The 19,932-nt window shown below is 71.1% G+C and carries 20 protein-coding genes; 11 read left to right on the top strand and 9 right to left on the bottom strand.

What is annotated here, in order from left to right; genetic code table 11:
- Positions 1-5: 5 nt before the first annotated feature.
- From ACTMTF_RS17115 to ACTMTF_RS17100, 4 genes are read right to left on the bottom strand one after another with little or no spacing between them, the layout of a single operon-like run.
- The gene (locus ACTMTF_RS17115) at positions 6-647 is read right to left on the bottom strand and encodes a response regulator (RefSeq protein WP_441111551.1); all 642 of its coding nucleotides are present in this window, start codon (positions 645-647) and stop codon (positions 6-8) included.
- Positions 644-1,909 (bottom strand): sensor histidine kinase, encoded by a 1,266-nt coding sequence (locus tag ACTMTF_RS17110; protein ID WP_441111550.1) that lies wholly within the window; start codon positions 1,907-1,909, stop codon positions 644-646. The genes ACTMTF_RS17115 and ACTMTF_RS17110 overlap by 4 nt, the downstream gene beginning before the upstream one ends.
- 14 nt (positions 1,910-1,923) lie before the next feature.
- Positions 1,924-2,922, bottom strand: coding sequence for a hypothetical protein (locus ACTMTF_RS17105; protein ID WP_441111549.1), 999 nt, complete (start codon positions 2,920-2,922; stop codon positions 1,924-1,926).
- A gap of 39 nt (positions 2,923-2,961) precedes the next feature.
- The gene (locus tag ACTMTF_RS17100; protein WP_441111548.1) at positions 2,962-3,789 is read right to left on the bottom strand and encodes a helix-turn-helix domain-containing protein; all 828 of its coding nucleotides are present in this window, start codon (positions 3,787-3,789) and stop codon (positions 2,962-2,964) included.
- 87 nt (positions 3,790-3,876) lie between these two features.
- On the opposite strand from ACTMTF_RS17100, the gene ACTMTF_RS17095 reads away from it, so the two are divergent.
- The 4 genes from ACTMTF_RS17095 to ACTMTF_RS17080 all read left to right on the top strand — a co-directional run bounded on the left by ACTMTF_RS17095 (position 3,877) and on the right by ACTMTF_RS17080 (position 6,987).
- A complete protein-coding gene (locus ACTMTF_RS17095; RefSeq protein ID WP_441111547.1) occupies positions 3,877-4,278 on the top strand; it encodes a nuclear transport factor 2 family protein in 402 nt (133 codons plus the stop codon).
- A gap of 67 nt (positions 4,279-4,345) precedes the next feature.
- Positions 4,346-4,981, top strand: coding sequence for an acyl-CoA-like ligand-binding transcription factor (locus ACTMTF_RS17090; protein ID WP_441111546.1), 636 nt, complete (start codon positions 4,346-4,348; stop codon positions 4,979-4,981).
- A 67-nt stretch (positions 4,982-5,048) separates the two neighbouring features.
- Entirely contained in the window at positions 5,049-6,611 is a 1,563-nt protein-coding gene (locus ACTMTF_RS17085; RefSeq protein WP_441111545.1) for an FAD-dependent oxidoreductase, read from the top strand.
- A 226-nt stretch (positions 6,612-6,837) separates the two neighbouring features.
- Complete coding sequence (locus ACTMTF_RS17080; RefSeq protein WP_441111544.1) at positions 6,838-6,987, top strand: hypothetical protein; 150 nt, start codon at positions 6,838-6,840, stop codon at positions 6,985-6,987.
- A 33-nt stretch (positions 6,988-7,020) separates the two neighbouring features.
- On the opposite strand, the gene ACTMTF_RS17075 is transcribed toward ACTMTF_RS17080, so the two are convergent.
- Positions 7,021-8,496, bottom strand: a complete 1,476-nt coding sequence (locus ACTMTF_RS17075; protein ID WP_441111543.1) for an SLC13 family permease — start codon at positions 8,494-8,496, stop codon at positions 7,021-7,023.
- Between the two features lies 1 nt (position 8,497).
- Positions 8,498-9,685: a CaiB/BaiF CoA transferase family protein gene (locus ACTMTF_RS17070; protein ID WP_441111542.1), complete on the bottom strand. Its 1,188-nt coding sequence runs from the start codon at positions 9,683-9,685 to the stop codon at positions 8,498-8,500.
- Positions 9,686-9,819: 134 nt separating this feature from the next.
- Between ACTMTF_RS17070 and ACTMTF_RS17065 the strand changes: the two genes are divergently transcribed.
- Complete coding sequence (locus ACTMTF_RS17065) at positions 9,820-10,716, top strand: LysR family transcriptional regulator (RefSeq protein WP_441111541.1); 897 nt, start codon at positions 9,820-9,822, stop codon at positions 10,714-10,716.
- An 18-nt stretch (positions 10,717-10,734) separates the two neighbouring features.
- Here the strand turns inward: ACTMTF_RS17065 and ACTMTF_RS17060 are convergent, their stop codons facing one another.
- Both ACTMTF_RS17060 and ACTMTF_RS17055 read right to left on the bottom strand, forming a co-directional pair.
- Complete coding sequence (locus ACTMTF_RS17060; RefSeq protein ID WP_441111540.1) at positions 10,735-11,370, bottom strand: transcriptional regulator; 636 nt, start codon at positions 11,368-11,370, stop codon at positions 10,735-10,737.
- Positions 11,367-11,762, bottom strand: a complete 396-nt coding sequence (locus ACTMTF_RS17055) for a DNA-binding protein (protein ID WP_397007046.1) — start codon at positions 11,760-11,762, stop codon at positions 11,367-11,369. Before ACTMTF_RS17055 ends, ACTMTF_RS17060 begins: the two co-directional genes overlap by 4 nt.
- Positions 11,763-11,821: 59 nt before the next feature.
- Here ACTMTF_RS17055 and ACTMTF_RS17050 point away from each other — a divergent pair, with 59 nt between their 5' ends.
- From ACTMTF_RS17050 to ACTMTF_RS17040, 3 genes are all read left to right on the top strand, one after another.
- On the top strand, positions 11,822-13,054 hold the full coding sequence (locus tag ACTMTF_RS17050; RefSeq protein ID WP_441111539.1) for a PEP/pyruvate-binding domain-containing protein: 1,233 nt from the start codon (positions 11,822-11,824) through the stop codon (positions 13,052-13,054).
- A 61-nt stretch (positions 13,055-13,115) separates the two neighbouring features.
- Positions 13,116-13,718: a histidine phosphatase family protein gene (locus tag ACTMTF_RS17045; RefSeq protein ID WP_441111538.1), complete on the top strand. Its 603-nt coding sequence runs from the start codon at positions 13,116-13,118 to the stop codon at positions 13,716-13,718.
- A gap of 154 nt (positions 13,719-13,872) precedes the next feature.
- Positions 13,873-14,766 (top strand): TIGR03564 family F420-dependent LLM class oxidoreductase, encoded by an 894-nt coding sequence (locus tag ACTMTF_RS17040; RefSeq protein WP_441111537.1) that lies wholly within the window; start codon positions 13,873-13,875, stop codon positions 14,764-14,766.
- Between the two features lie 61 nt (positions 14,767-14,827).
- Here ACTMTF_RS17040 and ACTMTF_RS17035 read toward each other — a convergent pair whose 3' ends face one another.
- The gene (locus ACTMTF_RS17035) at positions 14,828-15,988 is read right to left on the bottom strand and encodes a TetR/AcrR family transcriptional regulator (RefSeq protein WP_441111536.1); all 1,161 of its coding nucleotides are present in this window, start codon (positions 15,986-15,988) and stop codon (positions 14,828-14,830) included.
- Between the two features lie 154 nt (positions 15,989-16,142).
- On the opposite strand from ACTMTF_RS17035, the gene ACTMTF_RS17030 reads away from it, so the two are divergent.
- From ACTMTF_RS17030 to ACTMTF_RS17020, 3 genes are read left to right on the top strand one after another with little or no spacing between them, the layout of a single operon-like run.
- Positions 16,143-17,294, top strand: coding sequence for an acyl-CoA dehydrogenase family protein (locus tag ACTMTF_RS17030; protein ID WP_441111535.1), 1,152 nt, complete (start codon positions 16,143-16,145; stop codon positions 17,292-17,294).
- 23 nt (positions 17,295-17,317) lie between these two features.
- A complete protein-coding gene (locus ACTMTF_RS17025; RefSeq protein WP_441111534.1) occupies positions 17,318-18,841 on the top strand; it encodes an AMP-binding protein in 1,524 nt (507 codons plus the stop codon).
- Entirely contained in the window at positions 18,834-19,925 is a 1,092-nt protein-coding gene (locus ACTMTF_RS17020; protein ID WP_441111533.1) for a CaiB/BaiF CoA transferase family protein, read from the top strand. The genes ACTMTF_RS17025 and ACTMTF_RS17020 overlap by 8 nt, the downstream gene beginning before the upstream one ends.
- The last annotated feature ends 7 nt before the right edge of the window (positions 19,926-19,932 follow it).

Genomic DNA, 19,932 nt, shown 5'->3' with positions numbered 1-19,932 from the left:
AGCGTCTAACGCTCACCCGGAGTGACGACGCCCGACTCGTAGGCCAGGACCACCGCCTGCACCCGGTCGCGCAGCCCGAACTTCGTCAGGATGCGCCCGACATGCGTCTTGACCGTGGTCTCCGACAGGAACAGGTCGGCCCCGATCTCGGCGTTGGAGGCGCCCCGGGCCAGGCCGAGGAAGACCTCGCGCTCACGCTGGGTGAGCACCTTGAGCACGGCGTCCGGGTCGCTCCCCGCCCTGGCCACGAGCTGCCCGATGAGCCGCCGGGTCGTGGCGGGCGCGATGATCGAGTCGCCCCGGTGCACGTGCCGGATCGCGGCGATGATCTCCTCCCCGGACGCGTCCTTCAGCATGAACCCGCTCGCACCGGCGCGAAGCGCCGCCAAGGCGTGCTCGTCGAGGTCGAACGTGGTCAGCGCCAGCACCTTCGGCGGGTCGTCCAGCCGCTGGATCTCCCTCGTGGCGGTGACCCCGTCCATCCGGGGCATGCGGATGTCCATCACCACCACGTCGACGCGCCGCGCCTGCAGCGCCTTCAGGGCCTCCAGCCCGTCACCGGCCTCGGCGACCACCTCCATGTCGGGCTGGGACCTGACGACCATGGTCAGGCCGTTGCGCAGCAGCTCCTGATCGTCGACGATCATGATCCTGATGATGGGAGACTCCTCGGCTCATAGGGCAGGGCGGCCGACAGTACGAAGCCCGCCCCGGGCCGCCCGCCGACCTCCAGGGTGCCGCCCACCATGCTGAGACGTTCGCGCATCCCGGTCAGCCCGACACCGGGCTCTTCCACGGCCGGTCCGGCGCCGTCGTCCGCGATGGTGATGTGCAGTCCGTCCGGGCGCCACGCGAGCGTCATGTCGGCCGTGGCCGTCGTCCCCGCGTGCTTGATCACGTTGGTCAGCCCCTCCTGGATGACGCGATAGGCGGTCAGGTCGACGGCCGGCCGCAGCGGCCTGGCCTCCCCGACCTCCTGTACGGCGACGCGGACACCCGTACCGCGCATCTGGTCGAGCAGGTCGGAGAGGTCACCGAGGCCCGGCTGCGGCGCGGTGCCGCCGTCGGCGCGCAGCACGCCCAGGAGCCCGCGCATGTCGCGCAGGGCGTCGCGCCCGACGCCGGCGATGGTGGCGAACACGCCCGCCCCGGGCGCGTCCGGATCGGACAGCCTGCCGCCCTCCGCCTGGCTGACCATGACGGCGAGCGAGTGGGACACCACGTCGTGCATCTCGCGGCTGATCCGGTCGCGCTCCGCCCGCGCCGCGTCCGCCCGCTCCCGCGCGCGGTCGGCCTCGGCCCGCTCCGCCTTCGCCCTGAGCTCGGCCAGGAACAACGTCCGCACGCGGCTTAGGCGGCCCAGCGACCAGAGGCACGCGGTCACGGCGACCAGACCGGTCGACAGCCCGATCCGCCAGGGGACCAGGTCGTAGCCGCCCGACGAGCCGCCCCACGAGGCCGGATCCCAGAACCGCGCCACGACCAGGACCACCCCGGCCAGGGCGACGCCCAGGCAGGCCAGGCCGGGCAGGAGATCGAGCCGGCCGGACGCCGTATAGAGCAGCAGCCCGAAGACCAGCGAGCTCGGCAGCAGCACCGCCGGATAATAGGCGCCGGCCGGATCGTGCAGGGGCGGCAGCAGCACCAGCAGCAGCATCGCCGCGGCGGCCAGGCCGTACGCGGCCCGCGGGCGCAGCCGGCGCGGAACCACGCAGCCGTGCAGCACCAGCAGCCCGAGCCCCGCGAGCAGGCGAAGAGGCAGCGGGCTGTCCGAGGCCCGGAGCAGGGCGACCGAGACCAGGCCCAGGGGCAGGGCGAGCAGGACGGCGAGCACGGCGTCGCCGCTCACCGGATGCCGGCTGAGAAACGAATCCACCGCGGCCTCGGCCGGAGACGGGGACTCTTCCACACCTGACATTATGGTCAGCCCCCGTCAGCGAGACTCCGGCGGCGGGCGAGGTACGCCAGGGCGGCCACCGCCAGGGCCGCGCCCCACAGCGGCCACAACATCTCCGGCAGCCAGGCGCCCAGCTCATCGCCGGCCCCGGCCGGGCCGACCTGCTCGCCGCTGACCTTCTTGCGTACGTACATCAGCCCGGCGGACGTGATCGGGAGGGATACGGCCAGTGCCGAACCGGCCGGGAGGCGGGCCGGAATCGGCCGCCCGCGCAGGAACGGCACCCAGCGCGGCCAGGTCTCACCCCATGGCCGGACCAGGCCGACGGTCAGGACCGCGCCGAGGAGGCCGAGTGCGCTGAGCCCGGCGCCGATCGGGGTGATCTCGGCGATGTAGGCGAGGAACTCGTCGCTGACGCCCACGGGAACGCCCAGCAGCCAGCCGAAGCGGGTGACGGCGTACCCGACGGGGACGGCGACCGCGACGGCGACCGCGTACCGCCCGGCCCGGAGCGCGCCGGCGGCGCTGCCGGGCCGCCCCTGTCCCGCGAGCAACGCGCGCGTCCCCAGGACGATCAGGCTGACGCCGGCCGCCATCAGGATCAGCAGGTTGACGCTCGGCCAGGTCAGCATGGACGCGATCATCGAGAACTCGACCTGGCCGGCCAGCGCGGCGGCGAGCATCACCGGCAGGTACCCTGCGGTCATCATGATGCGTACGTCGGGCAGCAGCACCGCCAGGCCGACGCCGGTCACCACGGCCACGACGGCGGCGGCCCGGTTGAGCCGGCCCCTGGCGGCGAGCGCGGCGACGACGCCGGCCGCCACCGCCGCCACCGCCAGCACACTCCCGCCGACCGCCGCCGGATGAGGGTCGAGCAGCGTGTTGCCCGCGCCCGCGCGACCGGCGTCGAAGGGGTATCCGGGTGCTCCGAGAGCCCAGAGAAGGCCGAGGACCAGATAGCTCGCCGACCAGACAGAGATGATCACGACCGTACGGCGGATCCGTGGATGAGAGGTGTTCACCCGGCTCAATCTGCCGCCGAGGCGGTGCCCCGCACATCGTCACCAGGTCTCGGCCGGGTCCTCCGGAGGTCGTGACGCCGGGTCCGGCGCGGTGGACGCCGGCGGCACGGATCCGGTGAAGTAGGCGGCGCTCTCCGCGTCCGTCGGGTAGTACGACTCGATCGAGACCTCGTCCAGGGTGATGTCCATCGGGGTGCCGAACGTGGTGGTGGTCGAGAACAGCCGGAGTTCTCGGTCGCCGAAGCGAAAGATCATCGGGACCGCGATCTCGGACTCGATCGGCTGGCTCGCGTCGTCGGAGCCGGGTGCGAGGAACTCCTCGTAGAGCGTGGTGAGCTCGGGGTCGGGAGCCGTGGCGAGCTGACGCGTGATCCGCGTGCGGAGCACCGAACGCACCTCGGCCAGGTTGACGATCCGGGAGGCGAGCCCGCGCGGGTCCAGTCCGAGCCGCACCAGGTTGATCGGCGGCCGGAGCAGGTCGGGGTCGACGTCCGCGAGGAACGGGTCGATGGCGCGGTTGGTCATCACGAGGTTCCAGCGGCGATCGATGACCAGCGCCGGGTACGGCTCGTGCGCGCGCAGCACCTTGGCGATCGCGTCCCGGGCGGCCGACAGCGCGTCCCCGTCGAGCGGCCGTTCGGCGTAGCGGGGTGCGAAGCCGGCGGCGAGCAACAGCCGGTTGCGCTCGCGTAACGGCACGGCGAGCTGATCGGCCAGCCGGAGAATCATGTCGGCGCTCGGGTTGGACTTGCCGGTCTCCACCAGGCTGACGTGACGAGCCGAGACGTCGGCGGCGATCGCGAGATCGAGCTGGCTGAGCCCCCGGCGATGCCGCCACTGCCGCAGCAGTTCCCCCACCGTGTGCATGGCCGCCGATGCTACTCCTCGGTGAGCGGGACGCCATGACATGCGAGTTCATCGACAGCCGTCGCGACGGCGGGAACACTGCTCCGCATGACTGCGAAGAACATGACCACGGACAACAAGAGCATCGTCCAGCGAGCGCTGACCGCACTGGTCGCGACGGGCGACGCCGATGCGCTCGCGCCGTTGCTGAGCGACGATTTCATCCATCACCGGCCGGATTCCTCCTCGACCAAGGCGGAATGGCTCGCCGCCGTAGGGGCTGCGCTCATCCCGCTCGCCGGCATGCAGGTCGAGATCGGGCACGTGCTCGCCGACGGTGATCACGTGGTGATGCGCTCACGGCGTTGGCTGCCCGGCGCCGAGCCGGGGATCGTGGTCGTCGACATCTGGCGGCTCGACGACGGGCTGATCGCCGAGGCGTGGGAGATCATCGAGCCGGTGTCCCAGGCGGCCGCCCATCTGACGTGGTGGGAGCCCGCCGAACGCTGACCTCATCCGATGATCTTGCCGAAAAGGAATTTTTGCATTTTCGGCAAGATTTGCTACGGTGGAGGACATGACGGGAAATATCGACATCGGGCTGCGGGAGCGCAAGAAGCGGGAGACCCGCGCCGCGCTGAGCCGGGCCACGATCCGCCTGTGCCTTGAGCGCGGGCTGAGCAACGTGACCGTGGAGGAGATCGCCGAGGCGGCGAACGTGTCCGTGCGCACCTTCCGTAACTACTTCTCCAACAAGGCCGAGGCGGTCGCCGCCGGCCACCTGGAGCGGGCGCTGCGGATCGCCGACGAGCTGCGAGCGCGGCCGGTCGACGAGCCTCTGTGGGACTCGATCGTGAACGCGGTGCAGGCCCAGCTCGCACCGGGCGAGGGCGACGGTGGGGGAGACGGTGGCGGGTCTCCCCCCGACCGGCGCCGGCACGACGCGCTCCGGCTCCTGCTGGCCGAGCCGGCGCTGCAGGGCGAGGTCCTCAAGGCGGACGTGGCCGCCCGGGACGAGCTGGCCAAGGCGATCGCCGAGCGCACCGGCACCGACGTGGCCCATGACGTCTACCCGAAGCTGGTCGCGGCGGTGGTCGGCGCGGGCAGCGCCGTGGCCGTGGAGCACTGCCTGAGCGCCGACCGGCCGACGCCGCTCGGGCCGCTGCTGCGCGAGGTGTTCGATCGGCTCACCGCGGGCCTTCCCGTCCCCTGAGCCGGCTCACCCCGTCCCCTGAGCGGGCTCACCCGTCCCCGAGAACGTGCGAACGAAGGAAACACCGATGATCAGAGATGTCGTCATCGCCGGCGGCGGTCCGAACGGGCTGATGATGGCCTGCGAGCTGAGCCTGGCCGGAGTCCGGCCGATCGTGCTGGAGCGGCTGCCGGAGCCGAGCGAGGAGCCGAAGGCCAACGGACTGCTGGGCCAGGTCGTGATCATGATCGACCGCCGCGGGCTGTACGAACGACTCGGCGGCAACCCGGCGCCACCGCGGCCGAACTCCGCGTACTTCATGTTCGGCGCGCTGGGCCTGGATCTGAGCCTGCTGGAGGACAGCCCGATCCACACTCTGTCGGTGCCGCAGCGCCGCTTGGTCCAGGTCCTTCAGGAGCGCGCCATCGAGCTGGGCGTGGAGATCCGGCGGGGACACGAGGTGGTCGGCCTGTCGCAGGACGGCGACGCGGTCACCGTCGACGTCACGGGTCCGGGCGAGGCGTACCGGCTGCGGGCCCGGTACCTGATCGGCGCGGACGGAGCCCACAGCACCACGCGCAAGCTCTCCGGCATCGGGTTCCCCGGCGTCACCTACGACCGGATGACCCTCCGCTCGGCGCACGCGACGGTCCCGGCGGACTGGGTCGATCCCGTGACCGGTGCGCTGAACGTGCCCGGTCATGGCGCCGTCCTGCCGTTCCTGCCGCACCGCACCGAGCACGGCGGGTTCTCCTACGCGCCGATGCCGGGCCACCCGCCGCTGATCAGCGTCACGGAGTGGGACCAGCCCGCGACCGACGCCCCGATGAGCCTCGATGAGGTACGGGCGAGCATCCGCCGCGTGCTCGGCGTCGACGTGCCCCTCGGTCCGCCCGACGGCGCAGGGCCGCACGCGCTGCGCCGGCTGACCGGCGGTAACACCCGGATCGCCGAACGGTTCGCCGACGGCCGGGTGTTCCTGATCGGTGACGCCGCCCACGTGTACGCCGCCACGGGAGGCGGCCCCGGCCTCAACCTCGGCCTGCAGGACTCGGTCAACCTCGGCTGGAAGCTCGCCGCCGAGATCCGGGGCAGCGCCCCGCCCGGACTGCTGGACAGCTACGAGACCGAGCGGCGATCGGCCGCCGAGCGCATGGTCCTGAACGCGCGGGCGCAGTCGGCCCTGATCGCCCCCGGCGGCGACGTCACCGGGCTGCGCGAACTGTTCACCGAACTGCTCCGCGACCCGGACACCGTACGACGCCTGGCCGAGCTCACCGCGGGCGCCGACGTCCGCTACGACATGGGCGGGCCCGAGGCGCACCCGCTGGTCGGCCGGTTCGCCCCGGACCTGGAGCTGCGTACCTCGGCCGGGCCGGTCCTGCTGGCCGAGCTGACCAGGACCGCGCGCCCGCTGCTGCTGGACCTGACCGAGGACGCGTCGCTCGCGGAGACGCTCGCCCCGGTGGGGGACCGCGTCGAGATCGTCACCGCCCGACCCCAGCCCCACGCGCCCACGGCCCTGCTCCTTCGACCGGACTGCTACGTGGCCTGGGCATCGGCCTCACCTCGGCCGGATCCTGCGGAGCTGGCAGCGCTCCGGACAGCCTTGCAGCGGTGGTTCGGCGCCGTCGAACCGGCCCGAGCCTGACGCGTGCCTACGATCGCCCTGAATTGAACCGTCTTGTCGGAATCGGCTGGACGGTGCAGTCGATCACCAAGCCGGCCGCCGGGGCCGACAATCCTTACCTGGACGACAGGAGGGTCCGCGACGTGGTGAGGATGTGGCGGCACGCGTCTCCGGCGGAGAGGGACGACATGTTCGACAACGTCTGCTTCGACTACGGGGACGCGGCGCCCAACGGCTCCTCGTGCTCGTGGCCCACCGTCTCGCCACCGTGCGGGATGCCGACTTCATCATCGTCTTCGACGAGGGGCGGGTCCTGGCACAGGGCAGCCACGACGACCTGATCAAGGAAAGCCCGCTTTATCGGGAGCTCGCACACGACCAGCTACTCGTCGACTGATCCGCAGCCCAGGCCTCCGGGCCTTCGTCGTGCCTACCACCAGGCGAAGGCGAGCCAGGCGAGGAGGGGCGCGACGAAGATCGAGATGATGCCGTAGGTGAGAAGCTGGCGGAACAGGCGGGGCCTGGCCGATGGTGCGGCGGCGCCGAGGATCAGCCCTCCGGTGATGCCGAGGGGGTTGATGTCGACCAGCACCGAGGCCAGGGCGAGGGCCAGCACGCCGCCGACCGGGGAGAGACCGCCGGCCACCAGCGGGGGCAACAGCGGCATGGCGGTCACGAACACCGCGATGGAGCTGGCGGCGAACGACGTGACGCCGGCGATGTAGCACAGCACGAGCAGGCTGAGCGCGGTCGAACCCTCGACCTGGAGCAGCTCGCTGATCTCCTTGAACGCGCCCAGATGCTGCATCAGGCCCACGTACGTCAGCAGACCACCGATCAGCAGGACAACGCCCCACGGGATCATCGAGACGATCGCGCCGGGCTTCAGGCCGAGGACCAGTTGCAGGATCATCGCCGCGGTCAGGCCGAGGTAGCCCACGTTCATGTCGAAGCCGACCGAGAGGGAGACGACGGCGAGCAGGCAGAGCACCGTGAGGACGCGGGCCTTGCGGCTCCCCGCCGCCCCCGTCGCCGCGGGCACGGTGGTGACGACAGCCGCAGATCCAGAACTCGCAGAGGTCCCGGAGGTCCCGGGGCTCCCGGAGCTTTCGGTGCTGCTGGTGGTGCCGGATACGCGGGTCGCGTCCTGCGGGTCCGGCGAGGTGGCGTGCAGCTCGGTGCTTCGGGCGGATCGGGTGGCGGGGATGTCTGGAGCGGGCTCGGCGGCTTGGGCCGGGATGGTGTCTGGAGCCGGCTCGAAGGTGGGTGGGGTTGGGGTGGGGGCTCGGCCGGTTGGTATGGCGCCGGTGCGGGAGCCGATGAGCAGGCAGGCCGCGCATACGGCCAGGCCGGTGAGCAGTCCGCCCAGCAGGAAGGTCATCGGGGCCGTGCCGGGAAGGTCGATGCCGAGTTTGGTGCTCAGCTCGCGGGCGGTGACGCCGTACACGGCGAGCGGTGAGAGCAGTCCGCTGATGATGCCGGTGACGCCGAGGACGGCGGCCAGCAGCGGTGAGATCCCGTACCGCGCGGCGAGGCCCAGCGCGATGGGGGCGACGATCGCCGTGGCGGCCGCGGGCAGGGTGCCGACCGCGGTCAGTACGGCGCCGACGATGAAGGGCACCAGCGCCACCAGCAACAGCCGGCCGCCGACCAGGCGCAGCAACAGGTCGAGCAGCCAGTCGAGGGTCCCGTTGAGCTTGGCCGCGGCGAACAGGGCGGTCACCCCGACGATGAGCACGAAGAAGTCGGCCGGGAAGAACCCCGTCACCTCGTTCGCCGGCACACCGGCGGCCAGACCGAGGATGAACGCCGCGGACAGGGCGGCGAGCCCGAGGTCGAACCCGGGTCTCAGGGTCGCCACGAAGAGAGCGACCAGCACGATGATGGATAAGACTGCCATGGTCATGTCAGACCACTCCTCGGTGGCGCAGGTCGTCGATCTCGGGGTCCGTCAGTCCGACGAGATCCCGCAGTACTTCGGTGGTGTGCTCCCCGAGAGCAGGCGCGCCCCGGCCGATGGTGCCGTCGAAGCCGGAGAAGCGGCCGGCCGGCGCCTGCATGAGGCGTGGTCGTCCCGAGCCTTCGTCCGCCACCTCCACCACCGACCCGCGAGCGCGGATGTGCGGGTCGGCGCAGACGTCCGCGGCCGAGTTCACCGGTCCTGCGGCCACGCCGGCCTGGAGCAGCAAGGCCATCAGCGGTTCCAGGTCGTGAGCCGCGACGAAGGCGGCGACGCGCGCCTCGATCTCCTCGCGGTGCTTCAGCCGGGCGGTCATGGAGTCGTGGACGGCCAGGTCCGGGGCGTCCATGACCTCGACCAGCCGTCGCCACATCTGCTCGGTCGAGGCGGGCAGGGCCAGCCAGCGGCCGTCGCGGGTGAGATAAAGGCTGTTGGGGCTGATGTGCGGATTCTGGTTCCCCTGACGCTCCCGGCTCGTACCGGTCGCGCCGTACTCGACGACGAAATCCTCCATCATCCGCAGCAACGGCTCGTACAGGGGGATGTCGGCCAGCTGGGCCTTGCCGGTGAGATCCCGTTGACGCAGCGCGAGCAGGGCCGCGAACGCGGCGTAGATGCCGGTGACGCCGTCGGCGACGGGGTAACCGGCGAAGACCGGCGGTTGATCGGGGTCACCCGTGCGGTAGGTGAGACCGGCGAAGGCCTCCGCCACGCGGGCGAAGCCCGGTCGCTCGGCGTAGGGACCGGTGCGGCCGAAGGCGCTGACGTGCACCATCACCAGGTCGGGCCGGTACGCCCGCAGGTCGTCGAAGTCGATGCGGAACCGGCGCAGCGTCGCCGGGCGGAAGTTGGTCACCACGATGTCCGCGGTCGCGGCCAGCCTGCCGACCAGGTCGGCCGCGTCGGGGTGGTGCAGGTCGATCGTGACGCTCCGCTTGGTACGGCCGAGCATCGTCCAGGCGGCCGACACGCCGTCCTCCAGCGGTGGGTAGGACCGTGCCGGGTCGCCCTCGGCGGGATGCTCGACCTTGATCACCTCGGCACCGAACTCGCCGAGCAGCGAGGAGGCCAACGGGCCGGCCAGGATCGTCGACACGTCTAGGACGCGTACTCCGCTCATCGGGCCGTTGGACACCAGGTATTCCTTTCACGTCGTGGACCTCGAATCAGGTTCGCATGAGACTCACGTCACTATCTCCCCGTCGTCGGAGCGCTGGGAAGGCATGATTCGAGCTCACAGGTGAAAGGTTTTACTTCTATAGTGGGCCGATGCGGGTGGAGCGAGCGCGCTACTTCCTGGCCGCCGTCGAGACCGGGTCGCTGCGTTCGGCGGCCGACCGGTGCGGGGTCAGCCAGCCCACCATCGGCCAGCAGATCGCGCTGCTGGAGGAGGAGCTCGACGTCGTCCTGCTCACGCGCAGCCGGCGCGGGGTGCGGCTGACCCCTGCCGGTCAGGCCCTTCTCGAGCCGCTGGGTCAGCTGGTCGCGGCCGAGGAGGCGGTGCGCGAATCGGCCATGCGAGCCAGAGGGGTGTACCACGGCCGGGTGCAGATCGGCGGGGTCTCGGTGTCGGCGGAGACGATCATCGCCCCTGTGGTGGGCCATCTCCGGGCACACCATCCCGGACTGCGGTTCACCGTCCGCGAGGGAGCCTCGGCCGACATCGAGGCCGCCGTGCTCGACGGGGAGCTGGACCTCGGGGTGATCACCATGCCGATGAGCCCGGCTGCGGCGGGGCTGCACCGCGTGCCGCTCGTCTCGGCGCCCATCGGGGTCTACGCGCGCACCGACCATCCGCTCGCCGGCCGCGACCAGGTCGAGTGGCGCGACCTTGAGACCTGGCCGCTCGTCACCATGCGGGCGGGCACCGTGATGTGGGAGGTGCTGCACCGGCACCTGGCCAGTCCCGGCATCGTCGTCCAGGCCATGTCGGCACGCACCGTCAAGGTGATGGTCGGCCAGGGCGCCGGGCTCGGCATCCTCGCCCAGTTCGACACCTCGGCCGACATCTCCGACCTGGTCTGGCTTCCCCTCCGCGACACGGACCCCGTACACCTGTGCCTGACCCAGCGTCAGGACAGCCGTCCCTCGCAGTCCGCCCTCATCGTACGGAGACTCATCCGGGCCAAGGCCGACGAGCTGAAAGCACGCGCACATCAGGCGTGAACGTGCCCGGGTGGCAGGTCAGGGTTCCGTGTGCCGGGAGATGCCGAGCGTGGCGATGAGGTCTTCGTGCAGCTCGAACCAGACACGATGGCAGGAATCCACGTCGGTACGGTCGACCCAGGCGCTTTCGCCGGCCCGAGCGCGCGCCAGGGCCGCGGTGAATCGCCTGTCGTAGCCGAGGAACCGCGTGAGAACACTCCCGAGCCGGTCCACGAGCGGCGCGAGCGCGCGGTCGATGTCGGCGAGCTCGTGCAGAACCCTGGCGTCCCAGCCGGCATCGGAGTGGTCGTTGACGGCGAGCCGATCACCGGCGGTGGGCCGGAGCTGCCAGTCGGTGCAGGCTCGTAGCAGCAGGGCGTTCAGCGGGAGGAACTCGCGGTGAACGGCACGGACCTCCTCGACGCCGCCGACGCGTGCGAGCTCGGCCCCGAGCAGGCGCTCGTTCTCAGCCCGGCCGCGTTCGGTCAACGACCAGCCTCCGGAGCCGGCGAAGGCGGTGTGCTCGACCCAGCCGTACGCCTCGGCGTCGTACAGCAGCTCTTTCGTCTCGGCCGCGTCGAGCCCGAACCGATGCGCGATCACCGGCGTGTCCGCGTACCCGGTGATGCGCACGGCGTGCAGGACGAGCAGGCCGGCCGCGGAGTCCCGCGTCACGAGCCGGCGTCCTGTCGTGCCGTGAGGCGGGTGTAGCGCTGCTGGCACGCCTGCGGAGAGTTGAACCCCATCGCGTGCGCCATCTGCGCCCAGGTCAGTCCCGCGCTCCGGGCGGTGAACAGCAGGGCGGCCTCGATCCCGTCGACCTCGGCGCGGGCGGCGGGCAGGAGGGTGAGGGCGCTCAGGATGCCCTCCTGGTCCAGGTCGGCCCAGCGCCAGACGGCGAACTGCGTGAGGTCGACCGCCGACAGCGGGGCGGGCGGGGGACGCCACGGACGGGCGTCGAGCGTGTCCGCGCCCAGGCTCAGCAGGCGCTGACGCGCGTCCCGTTCGAGGTGGGCTTGGACGTGGTCAGCGCGCGAGGCGTGAGCGGTGTCCTGCTTGCGTGGCATGCGACTCATGCTCCACAATCAACGAAATGTTGTCAACAATCTGTTGAAAGGCAGGGTGGATGATCGTACCCCTCATGGAGGCTGCGGCCGATACCTGCGGCGGCAAGGCCGGCGCGCTCGGCGCGCTGCTCCGCGCGGGTCTGCCGGTTCCTGACGGCTTCGTCCTCCCGTTCGCCGCCTACCTCGCCGCCGTCCGCGACCTGGACCGCCGCGAGCAGAACGCGACGCGGCGGGGGATCGAGGCCCGCCCGGTCCACGCGAGCGTGATCGACGCGCTGGGACGCGCACTCGGCGAACTCGGCGACCCGCCCGTGGCGGTGCGATCATCGGCCTCGGACGAGGACACCGGCCGGGCCTCGGCGGCCGGTCAGTACGAGAGCTTCCTCGCCGTGCACGGCATCGGCGACGTCACCGATGCCGTACGTGCCTGCTGGGCCTCGCTGTTCGCTCCGCGTGCCGTCGGCTACCGCCGTGACGACCGAGTCGATCCGCTGATGGCCGTCATCGTCCAACGCCACGTGGACGCCGAGGTGTCCGGCGTCATGTTCACCCCCTCGGGCCCGGACGACGTCACCCGGATCGAGGCGTCCTGGGGCCTCGGCCCCAGCGTCGTCGGAGGAACGGTCACTCCCGACGCCTACCGCGTCGCCGGCGACGGGCCGGTCAGCCGCACCATCGCGGACAAGCGAACCCGCCTCGACCGGCACGGCACGCGGCTCGTCACACGCGACGCGTCCACCCACACCCGGAACCGGCCGGCGCTCGACGACGCCACCGCCACCCGGCTGGCCGAGCTGGGCAAGGAGATCGCCGTGCTGCTCGGTGGCCCGCAGGACATCGAGTGGGCGATCGCCGGCGGCCGTACCTGGATCCTGCAGGCACGACCGGTCACCGCCGCACCCCCGGCACCGGCAGCCCCGGCACCGGCAGTCCCGGCACCGTCCGACGGCGACTCGGCCGTCCCAGCGGCCACGCTCACCGGGACGCCGGGCAGTCACGGGACCGTGACCGGCGTCGCGAGGATCGTCCGCGGTCCCGGCGACTTCGCGCGCGTGCGCCCGGGTGACATCCTCGTCTGCCCCTTCACCGACCCCGCCTGGACACCGCTGCTGCGCATCGCCGGCGGCGTCGTCACCGAGACCGGAGGCGTGCTCTCCCACGCCGCGATCGTCGCCCGCGAGCAGGCCATCCCGGCGGTCCTCGGCATCGCGAACGCGACGCGCAGGCTCCACGACGCCACCGTCATCACCATCGACGGCACCACCGGCACCGTCACGGCGACGCACGCGTAACTGATCACTGGATCGAAAGGAGAGGGGACCGGGTCCGTACGGACACCGCCCCTGACCACCTATGACGACGCGACACCTCTACCTGGCCCGCCACGGCGCGGCCGACGCGTTCGGGCAGCTCACCGCGATCGGGCACCGGCAGTCGGTCCTTCTGGGCGAACGGCTCGCCGGCGTACCGGTCGACGCCGTGTGGCACTCTCCGCTTCCACGCGCCGTGGCGAGCGCGCAGGAACTCGCCCGGCATCTCCCGGACGTGCCCGTGGCCGAGGCCGCCGAACTCGTCGACCACGTGCCCTACGTTCCCAGCGCGGCCGAAGTACCCCCGTCCTGGGCCGGCTTCTTCGACGGCTACGACGACGCCGAGGCCGCCTCGGGCCAGAGGCTCGCCGAGGCCCTGGTCGCCCGGTTCGCCGAGGCCCCCGGCCCGGCCACGGAAGACACCCACGAGATCCTGGTGACGCACGCCTACCAGATCGCGTGGCTGGTGCGCCACGCACTGGACGCGCCGCCGTCCCGGTGGCTCGGACTGAACAGCGCCAACACCGCGCTGACGGTCATCGAGTACCGAAGCGGCCTGCCGCCCACGATCGTGATGTTCAACGACATGAGCCACCTCCCGCCCGACCTGCGCTGGACCGGGTTTCCCGCAGGCACGAGGCCATGAGAGCTTTCCGCCTGCCCGAACGGGCGCGCCTCGGCCGCGCGCGTCGCGACCGGTGGCGCAGTATCGTGCCAATAGCGCCAAGATCGAACTGGTCGAGCACAGGGTGCGGGCGCATGGTCGGTAGGTTCACTGTCGATAATCACGGGGTGGTTCGATGCGGATCGGGTTAGTCGTAGATGAGATGGGACCGTCTTTGGAGACGGTCATCGATCAGTCCCGAGCCGCGGCCGAGGCGGGCTTCGCCGGGGTGTGGCTGGCTCAGCGGACCGGCCGGGACGCGCTGACCACGCTGGCGGTGGCCGGCCGGCAGGTGCCCGGGATCGAGCTCGGGACGGCGGTGGTGCCGACCTATCCCCGGCACCCGCTCGCCCTGGCCGCGCAGGCGCTGACCGTTCAGGAGGCCGTGGGGAACCGGCTCACCCTGGGCGTCGGAGTCAGCCACCAGTTCATCATCGAGGACCAGTACGGGTACTCCTTCGACCGCCCAGCCCGTCACCTGCGTGAATACCTGTCCGCGCTGGCCCCGCTGCTGCGCGGCGAGAGCGTCAGCTACCAGGGGGAGACGCTCAAGGCCGTGGGCGCGGTCGACGTGGCGGCGGCCACGCCGCCGTCCGTGCTGGTCGGCGCGCTCGGCCCGGCGATGCTGCGGGTGGCCGGCGAGCTGGCCGATGGGACGATCACGACCTGGGCCACCGCGGCCTCCCTCGCCGATCATGTCGTGCCGGAGATCACCAAGGCGGCGGGCGGGAGGACGCCTCGCGTGGTCGCCAGCACCATCGTGTGCGTCACCTCCGACGAGGACGAGCGCCGGGCGTGGGTCGCCGAGAACTTCGGGATGGTCGGGCAGGTGCCCATCTACCGTGCCATGCTCGACCGCAGTCACGCCGCCGGCCCCGAGGACACGGTGGTCATCGGTGACGAGGCGGGCGTCGAACGCCAGCTGCGCCGGTTGTTCGACGCGGGTGCGACCGAGCTCGTGGTGGTGCTTCTCGGTTCGGACGAGGAGCAGGCGCGGACCACCGCGCTCCTGGCCGATCTGGCCGGATAGGCAGATCTGGCCGGATGGGGATCGGGCCGGATGGGGATCGGCCGGGCCACTTCGGCGGTGCTCAGGAGTCGTCGCACAGCACCGCCAGGACCAGCGCCGTCAGGCTTTCGGGGAAGGATTCGTAGCGGGAGACTCGCGGGTTACGGTAGAGGTCGGTGACGAGGAACAGGCCGAGCTGTACGCGCAGCCGGGCCGCTCGGGCGTCGAGGTGCGGCAGGAGGCGTGCCACCAGGGTGCTCCATTCGCCCACGTACTCCCGCTGGGCGGCGAGTGTCGCGGCCACGACTCCCGGTTCGGCGGTGGGGTCGTCCAGGATCGCTGACCATGTTCTCGCGATCCGCACGAACGAGCGCACCACGGCGGTGAGCGCTTCTCCGGAGGAGTCGGCGCTGGTCAGGGCCTCGTCGAGGCTCAGCCACAGGGTGTGGGTGCCGCGTTCGTAGACCGCCTGCAGGAGGTCGGCCTTGCTCGCGAAGTAGCCGTAGAGATTCGGCCCGGTGACGTCGGCGGCGGCGCCGATGCTCGTCATCGACGTCTCGTGGTATCCGTTGCGGGCGAACTGCTCGATGGCGGCGAGCAGCAGCCGTTCCCGGCGCGACACCGGCAGCAGTCCGGCCCGGGGCGTCACCGTCTGCGCTCCCGTCGGGGGCAGGACGGCTCGGGTCAGGGCGTGGATGCCGGCGCGTACGACGGGAAGTCGTACGGACTGAGGGGCGTGGATCGCGCGCCGGCCGACGCAGGACGTCAGTGACGGGATGGCCCAGGCGAGCAGTTCCTCCTGCCCCGCGTCGAGCCCTGGCCGCGCTCGCCGCAGCGGGGGGATCAGGCTGCCGGTCCACCGTCGCATTCGGTGCCGCAGCCGCCGCGCCTGCTCGGCGGGCAGATATCGGACCTCGTGGATCCACAGGTCCGACAGATAGGGCCGGTCGATCACCCTCGCCAGGACGTCGTCCACGACCTCCGCGAAGCCGGTGGTGTTCAGCGGCTCGTCGATCCAGCCGAAGTTGTCGGCGATGACCGACTCGAGCAACACCGCCTTGGTGTCGAAGTGCCGGTACAGCGCGCCCGCGCGGATGCCCACCTTCGCGGCGATCGTGGACATGGACACGTTGGGGTAGCCGTGCTCGACGAAGAGGTCCCGCGCGGCCACGAGGATCTGCTGCTTGCGGTCGCGTGGACGGCGTCGAGGCTCGTCGGCCGGTCGCACGGTGGCTGTCGACATGGGACTCAGCGTAGGTGGCGCCGGGACGAAACCGGCCATTGCATTTAAGTGAATGTTGAGTAAGCTCGCGGATGAGCCGCACGGTTAAGACTCCCTGATAAAGGGGTCAACAAGCGGCGTTAGGTTCATTCCTGCAGTGGATCGAGGTGGGTGTATGCCCGGGTCCTACACATCGGCGTGGAAGACCGAAAGCGTGCGGGCGGTGTACGACCTCGCCTCGGCTTTCGTGTCGTCGGAGCTTCTGCCCGACCGGGAGAAGTGGGAGGCACAGCACCACGTCGACCGCGACGTCTGGCTCAGGGCGGCGGAGCTCGGACTGCTCTGCTGCTCCATCCCCGAGCAGTACGGCGGCGGCGGGGGCACCATCGCGCACGACCTCGCGGTCTGCGAGGCGCAGGCCCGGGCCGGCGAGACCAGCTGGGGCAACATGGTGCACAGCGGCATCGTCGCCCACTACCTGCTGGCCTACGGCACCGAGGACCAGAAGCGACGCTGGCTGCCCCGGCTCGCCGCCGGCGAGATGATCGGCGCGATCGCGATGACCGAACCGGGCACCGGGTCCGACCTGCAGGGCATCCGGACCAGAGCCGTGCGCGACGGTGAGGCGTACGTCATCGACGGCGCGAAGACCTTCATCTCCAACGGACACCTGGCCGACCTCGTCCTGGTGGTGGCCAGGACCGACCCCGCCCGGGGCGTGAAGGGCATCTCGCTGATCGTCGTCGAGACGGCCGACTGCCCGGGTTTCGTCCGTGGGCGGATCCTGGAGAAGGTCGGTCAGCACGGCGCCGACACCGCCGAGTTCTCCTTCGAGCGGACGCGGGTGCCTGCGGACCACCTGCTCGGCGGGGTGGAGGGACAGGGCTTCGCGCAGTTGATGAACCAGCTGCCGCAGGAGCGGCTGCTCATCTCGGTCCTCGCGGTCGCCGGCATGGAGGCCGCGATGGAGCAGACCGTCGACTACGTCAAGCAACGGCAGGCGTTCGGACAGACCATCTGGGACTTCCAGAACACCAAGTTCACCCTCGCCGAGGGAGCGACGGCGACGCGGATCGCGCGCGTCTTCCTCGACAGCTGCGTCGATCTGCACCTTGAGGGCCGGCTCGACACGGCCACGGCCGCGATGGCGAAGTGGTGGCTCACCGAGCAGCAGGTGACGTTGATCGACGAATGCGTGCAACTGCACGGCGGCTACGGCTACATGCGGGAGTACCCCATCGCGCGCATGTACCAGGACGCCCGGGTGCAGAAGATCTACGGCGGAGCCAACGAGGTCATGAAGGACCTCGTCGCACGATCCCTCTGAACCTCAACGAAAGGCAGAAGGACATGACCGAACCAGTGGTCATCTCCGGTCGTCGCGTCTTACCGGTGGCCAGGATGAAGGAACGCGCGGCTCGCCTCGCGTCGGGCCTGCGACGGATGGGAGTCGAACCCGGCGACAGGTACGCCATCGTGATGCGCAACGAGACGAGCATGCTGGAGGCCACGTTCGCCGCGTCGCTCATCGGGGCGGTTCCCGTGCCGGTGAACTGGCACTGGACCGGAGCGGACCTGCGGCATCTGCTCAGCGACAGCCAGTCCAAGGTGGCGGTGGTCCACTCCGACCTGGTGCCGATCGTGGAGGCGCGGAAACCGGAGCACCTGCGGATCGTCGAAGTCGCGGTTCCGCCGGAGGTGGCCGAGGAGTTCGCGCTGGGCACGGTGGCGCCGACCGGCCGCCATCCGATGGCCGAGCAGCTCATCGAGGACAACAACCCGCCGACGGAGTCGGTGCTCGCCCCGCCCATGTCGGTGATATACACCTCGGGCACGACAGGGCTGGCCAAAGGCGTGCTGCGCGACCCGATCGCCCCCGACAAGATCGGTGGGGTCGCCGAGATCATGCGCCAGGTGGTGGGCTTCCGGCCAGGCGGCACGGCCGTGATCCCCGCGCCGCTCTACCACACCGCCCCCAACGTGGCCGCGACCTACGCCCTGGCCATGGGGATGAACGTGGTGATCATGCCGAAGTTCGACGCGGAGCAGTTCCTCCGGGTCGTCGGGGAGTACCGGGTCACCGCCGCGCAGATGGTGCCGACCATGTTCGTGCGGCTCCTGCGGTTGCCGCAGGAGGTCCGGACGAAGTACGACCTCTCCTCGCTGGAGAACGTCTCGCACTCCGCCGCGCCCTGCCCGCCGGACGTCAAACGGGCGATGATCGACTGGTTCGGTCCGATCATCACCGAGTACTACGGCGGATCCGAGGGCGGCGCCTGGACCGTCTGCACGAGCGATCAGTGGCTGGCCCACCCCGGCACGGTCGGCTCGCCGGTCGGCGACGCGGCGATCAGGATCTTCGATCCCGACATGGCCGAGGTCCCGGTCGGTGAGACAGGCGTCGTCTACGGCCGGTCCCCGTCGGCCTGGCCGGACTTCACCTACCTCGGCGACGACGCCAAGAGACGCGCCATCGACGCCGGCGACGGCTTCTACACCATCGGCGACGTCGGCCATGTCGACGAGGACGGGTACCTCTACCTCAGCGACCGGCTCAACGACATGGTGATCTCCGGCGGGGTGAACATCTATCCCACCGAGATCGAGAACACCCTGCTGGGGCTGGACGGCGTCGCCGACGTGGCGGTGTTCGGCATCCCGGACGCCGACTTCGGCGAGGCGCTGGCGGCGCATGTGGAGTTGCTGCCGGACGCCACGGTGACCGAGGAGCAGGTGCGCGAGCACGTCGGGCGCAACCTGGCCAAGTACAAGGTGCCCAAGGTGGTGGTGTTCGAGGAACGGCTGCCCCGCGAGGACTCGGGCAAGCTGTTCAAGCGGCGCCTCCGGGAGCAGTACTGGCCGGCCCGTGACTGACGGGCCGCTCGCGGGCCTGCGGGTGCTGGAGCTCGCCGGCATCGGACCGGGCCCCCACGCGTGCATGATCTTCGCCGACCTCGGCGCCGACGTGATCCGGGTCGAGCGCCCCACCCGGACGGTGGGGGACACGGACCACATGCTGCGCGGCAGGCGGGTCGTCGCGGCGGATCTGAAGGCTCCGGCGGACGTCGCCCGCGTACGGGCGCTGGCCGACGAGGCGGACGTGCTCGTCGAGGGGTACCGGCCCGGTGTGGCCGAACGGCTGGGCCTCGGCCCCGACGTGTGCATGGTCAGCAACCCTCGCCTGATCTACGGCCGGATGACCGGCTGGGGCCAGGAGGGCGTCCTCGCGCAGACCGCCGGGCACGACATCAACTACATCTCGCTGACCGGCGTCCTGGAGAGCATCGGCCGCGCCGGCGAGCGACCGGTCCCGCCGCTGAACCTGGTCGGCGACTTCGGCGGCGGCTCGATGTTCCTCGTCGCCGGCGTCCTCGCCGCCCTGTGGGAACGGGAACGCTCCGGGCTGGGACAGGTCGTGGACGCGGCGATGTGCGACGGGGCCAGCGTCCTGGCGCACATGATGTGGTCCCTGCGCGGCGAGGGCCGCTGGTCGAGCAGACGCGGGACGAACCTGCTCGACGGAAGCCGCCCGTACTACGACACCTACGTCTGCGCGGACGGTCGCAGTGTGGCGGTCGGCTGCATCGAGCCGCAGTTCTTCGCGACGATGATGCGGATCCTGGGGCTGGACACCGCCGCGCTCCCCGGGCAGTACGACGACGCGCGCGCCGACGAGCTGCGCGAGGCCATCGCCGGCGTGTTCGGCACGCGGCCCATGGCGGAGTGGGCCGAGGTGTTCGCCGGCACCGACGCGTGCGTCACCCCGGTCCTGACCTACGAGGAGGCGCTGGAGAACCCCCACCTGGTGGAGCGCGGGGTCTTCACCTCGATCGCCGGGGTCGACCAGCCCCGGCCGGCGCCACGGTTCTCCAGGACCCCGGCGGCCGAGCCGGTCGCCGCCCGGCGGGTGACCGAGGCGGCCTGGCAGCACACCACTGTCGCAGCGTACGAGATGTGAGGAGCAC

Source organism: Nonomuraea sp. ZG12 (assembly GCF_052068115.1).
Lineage (GTDB): Bacteria > Actinomycetota > Actinomycetes > Streptosporangiales > Streptosporangiaceae > Nonomuraea.
This window is presented reverse-complemented; position numbering and strand designations above follow the sequence as displayed.

Excerpts from the sequence above, each read along its gene's own strand:
- ACTMTF_RS17045 (WP_441111538.1), top strand. The coding sequence starts at position 13,116 with ATGACGACGCGACACCTCTACCTGGCCCGCCACGGCGCGGCCGACGCG.
- ACTMTF_RS17075 (WP_441111543.1), bottom strand. The coding sequence starts at position 8,496 with ATGACCATGGCAGTCTTATCCATCATCGTGCTGGTCGCTCTCTTCGTG.
- ACTMTF_RS17055 (WP_397007046.1), bottom strand. The coding sequence starts at position 11,762 with ATGCCACGCAAGCAGGACACCGCTCACGCCTCGCGCGCTGACCACGTC.
- ACTMTF_RS17050 (WP_441111539.1), top strand. The coding sequence starts at position 11,822 with ATGATCGTACCCCTCATGGAGGCTGCGGCCGATACCTGCGGCGGCAAG.
- ACTMTF_RS17095 (WP_441111547.1), top strand. The coding sequence starts at position 3,877 with ATGACTGCGAAGAACATGACCACGGACAACAAGAGCATCGTCCAGCGA.
- ACTMTF_RS17035 (WP_441111536.1), bottom strand. The coding sequence starts at position 15,988 with ATGTCGACAGCCACCGTGCGACCGGCCGACGAGCCTCGACGCCGTCCA.
- ACTMTF_RS17090 (WP_441111546.1), top strand. The coding sequence starts at position 4,346 with ATGACGGGAAATATCGACATCGGGCTGCGGGAGCGCAAGAAGCGGGAG.
- ACTMTF_RS17025 (WP_441111534.1), top strand. The coding sequence starts at position 17,318 with ATGACCGAACCAGTGGTCATCTCCGGTCGTCGCGTCTTACCGGTGGCC.
- ACTMTF_RS17040 (WP_441111537.1), top strand. The coding sequence starts at position 13,873 with ATGCGGATCGGGTTAGTCGTAGATGAGATGGGACCGTCTTTGGAGACG.
- ACTMTF_RS17100 (WP_441111548.1), bottom strand. The coding sequence starts at position 3,789 with ATGCACACGGTGGGGGAACTGCTGCGGCAGTGGCGGCATCGCCGGGGG.
- ACTMTF_RS17115 (WP_441111551.1), bottom strand. The coding sequence starts at position 647 with ATGATCGTCGACGATCAGGAGCTGCTGCGCAACGGCCTGACCATGGTC.
- ACTMTF_RS17030 (WP_441111535.1), top strand. The coding sequence starts at position 16,143 with ATGCCCGGGTCCTACACATCGGCGTGGAAGACCGAAAGCGTGCGGGCG.
- ACTMTF_RS17065 (WP_441111541.1), top strand. The coding sequence starts at position 9,820 with ATGCGGGTGGAGCGAGCGCGCTACTTCCTGGCCGCCGTCGAGACCGGG.
- ACTMTF_RS17085 (WP_441111545.1), top strand. The coding sequence starts at position 5,049 with ATGATCAGAGATGTCGTCATCGCCGGCGGCGGTCCGAACGGGCTGATG.